Origin of the sequence: Sphingomonas sp. (genome assembly GCF_013812825.1) — a bacterium.
In the GTDB taxonomy this organism is placed as follows: domain Bacteria; phylum Pseudomonadota; class Alphaproteobacteria; order Sphingomonadales; family Sphingomonadaceae; genus Sphingomicrobium.
In genome coordinates, this window is the sequence record NZ_JACCSU010000075.1 from 1 (window position 1) to 2,396 (window position 2,396).

The 2,396-nt window shown below is 71.2% G+C and carries 3 protein-coding genes; 1 reads left to right on the top strand and 2 read right to left on the bottom strand.

The features are described 5' to 3' along the window. Positions 1 to 507 (bottom strand): uroporphyrinogen-III synthase (locus tag H0T81_RS10370; RefSeq protein ID WP_294012714.1); only part of this gene is annotated, 507 nt, incomplete at its 3' end. 10 nt (positions 508 to 517) lie between these two features. After that, positions 518 to 1,438, bottom strand: coding sequence for a hydroxymethylbilane synthase (gene hemC, locus H0T81_RS10375; RefSeq protein WP_294012716.1), 921 nt, complete (start codon positions 1,436 to 1,438; stop codon positions 518 to 520). Between the two features lie 46 nt (positions 1,439 to 1,484). Between hemC and tsaD the strand changes: the two genes are divergently transcribed. Further along, the coding region (gene tsaD / locus H0T81_RS10380) for a tRNA (adenosine(37)-N6)-threonylcarbamoyltransferase complex transferase subunit TsaD (protein WP_294012718.1) at positions 1,485 to 2,396 on the top strand (912 nt) is incomplete at its 3' end.

Genomic DNA, 2,396 nt, shown 5'->3' on the forward strand with positions numbered 1-2,396 from the left:
CAGCTCGGCCAGGCGCTGGCCGGCGCGCGGCGAATGGACGGCGGCGACCTGGCCCTCGATCCGGCGCAAGTCCGCCGGTGGCGGCAGGGCGCTCGACCGGTAGACGGGAACGGCGGTGATGGCCTGCGCCGCGTGGGGTTCGATGCGGTGCTCGCCGCACAAATGCAGCAGTCGGACGCCGGCCTCGACCGAGCCAAGCAGCCGTTCGACACCGGCCTCGCCGCTGCTGGCAATGTCGAAACCCGCCTCGCGCGCCGCGGCCGCGGTCGCCTCGCCGACCGCGTGCACCGGCAGGCCGCGCAGCCGGCTCAATCCGTCCCCGCCAAGCCGCACCGCATTGGCGCTGGTCAGCACCAGAGCGTCGAACGACCCCGCGTCGGGCGCTTGCCATTCGACCGGCTCGACCTCGAACAGCGGCATCGCCACAGCCTCCAGCCCGATCGCTTCGGCCCGCTCGACGGTCGCGCTTGCGCCCGGCTCGGGGCGCAATATCACCAGCCGCCTCATGCCGGCCTGGTCATGCAGGGGCGAACAGGCTCCGGATCGATGGCGGAGCGCGTTCGAGCATCCGCTCGGCGAGCTTCTGCGGCGTGTTGTCATCGCCGCAGTCGAACCTCGCCTTGTCCTGGATCATCTCGCTGCCGTCTTCGGAGAAGATCTGGGCGCGCATTCCAAGCTCGCCGTCGTCGAGAATGGCCAGGGCCGCGACCGGCGAATTGCAGGACGCTCCGAGCGCCCGAGTGAACGCCCGCTCGGCCATCACCGCGGAATAGGTGATCTGGTTATTGACCGTGGTCAGAACGCTCTGGGTGACATTGTCGTCGGTCCGGCATTCCATTCCGAGCGCCGCCTGCCCCGGCGCCGGCAGCAGCACTTCAACGGGCACCGCGACTCCGACGTCGGGCATCCCGAGCCGCTTGAGCGCGGCCGATGTCAGCAGCGTGGCGTTGATCTCGCCCGAGCGGACCTTCTCGAGCCGAGTTTCGACATTGCCCCGCAGCGGGACGATGCGGAGATCCGGCCGGATCGAACGCAACTGCGCCGCCCGGCGCGGGGACGACGTGCCGACAAGCGCGCCTTGCGGCAGCGCGTCGAGCGATTCCGCGCCGATCAGCCGCTCGCGATAGTCGCCGCGCGGACGGATGGCCGCGATGTGGATCTCCGGCGGCCGCTCGCTTTCGACGTCCTTCATCGAATGGACGCAGAAATCGACCTCGCCGGCGAGCAGCGCCCGGTCGAGCTCCTTGGTCCACAGGCCCTTGCCGCCGATCTCGGCGAGCGGCCGATCCTGGACCTCGTCGCCGGTCGTCTTGATCGGCACGATCTGGACATAGTCCGCGGGCCAGCGCTGCGCGGTCTCGAGCGCCGCCGCGACCTTGCGCGCCTGCGCCAGAGCGAGCGGCGATCCACGAGTGCCCAGTCTGAGTCCGCCGTTCATGATCCACCTCTAGTGCATCGAGGCGGGTTGAGGCAAAGGGCAGCGCGTGGCGCTGATCCTCGGCCTTGAATCCTCGTGCGACGACAGCGCGGTGGCGCTGGTCGGCAGCGACCGCCGGATCCTCGCCCACGCGGTCGTCTCGCAGAACGCCGCCCACCAGCCCTACGGCGGAATCGTCCCGGAAATCGCCGCCCGGGCCCATGTCGAGATCCTGCCGCCCTTGATCCGCCGCGTCCTCGCCGAGGCCGGGATTGCCGTCGACGAGGTCGATGCGATCGCCGCCACCGCCGGCCCGGGGCTGATCGGCGGAGTGATGGTCGCGCTGCTTGCCGGCAAGGGGCTGGCGCTGGCGACCGGCAAGCCGCTGATCGCGGTCAACCATCTCGAAGGCCATGCGCTGTCGCCGCGGCTGGTCGATCCGGAGCTGGAGTTCCCGTACCTGCTGCTGCTGGTGTCGGGCGGCCATTGCCAGTTGCTCGAGGTCCGGGGAGTCGGCCGCTACCGACGGCTGGCGACGACCATCGACGACGCGGTCGGCGAGGCGTTCGACAAGGCGGCCAAGCTGCTCGGCCTCGGCTATCCGGGCGGCCCGGCGCTCGAAGCGATCGCCGCCGACGGCGATTCCACCGCGGTGCCGCTGCCGCGCCCGCTGCTCGGCTCGCCCGAGCCGCATTTCTCGTTCGCCGGCCTGAAGAGCGCGGTCCAGCGCTCGGTCGCGGCGGGCGAGCACCGGCCGGCCGACATCGCGGCAAGCTTCCAGCAGGCGGTGATCGACTGCCTCGTCGACCGCACCGCCCGCGCTTTGGAAACCAGCGATGCCCCGGCCCTGGTCGTCGCCGGCGGGGTTGCCGCCAACCGCTCCGTCCGAACCGCGCTCGCCGAGCTGGCCGAGCGGCACGGACGCCGCTTCACCGTCCCGCCCGCGTGGCTGTGCACCGACAATGCGGTGATGATCGCC

Coding starts and splice junctions, on each gene's coding strand:
- hemC (WP_294012716.1), bottom strand. CDS start 1,438: ATGAACGGCGGACTCAGACTGGGCACTCGTGGATCGCCGCTCGCTCTG.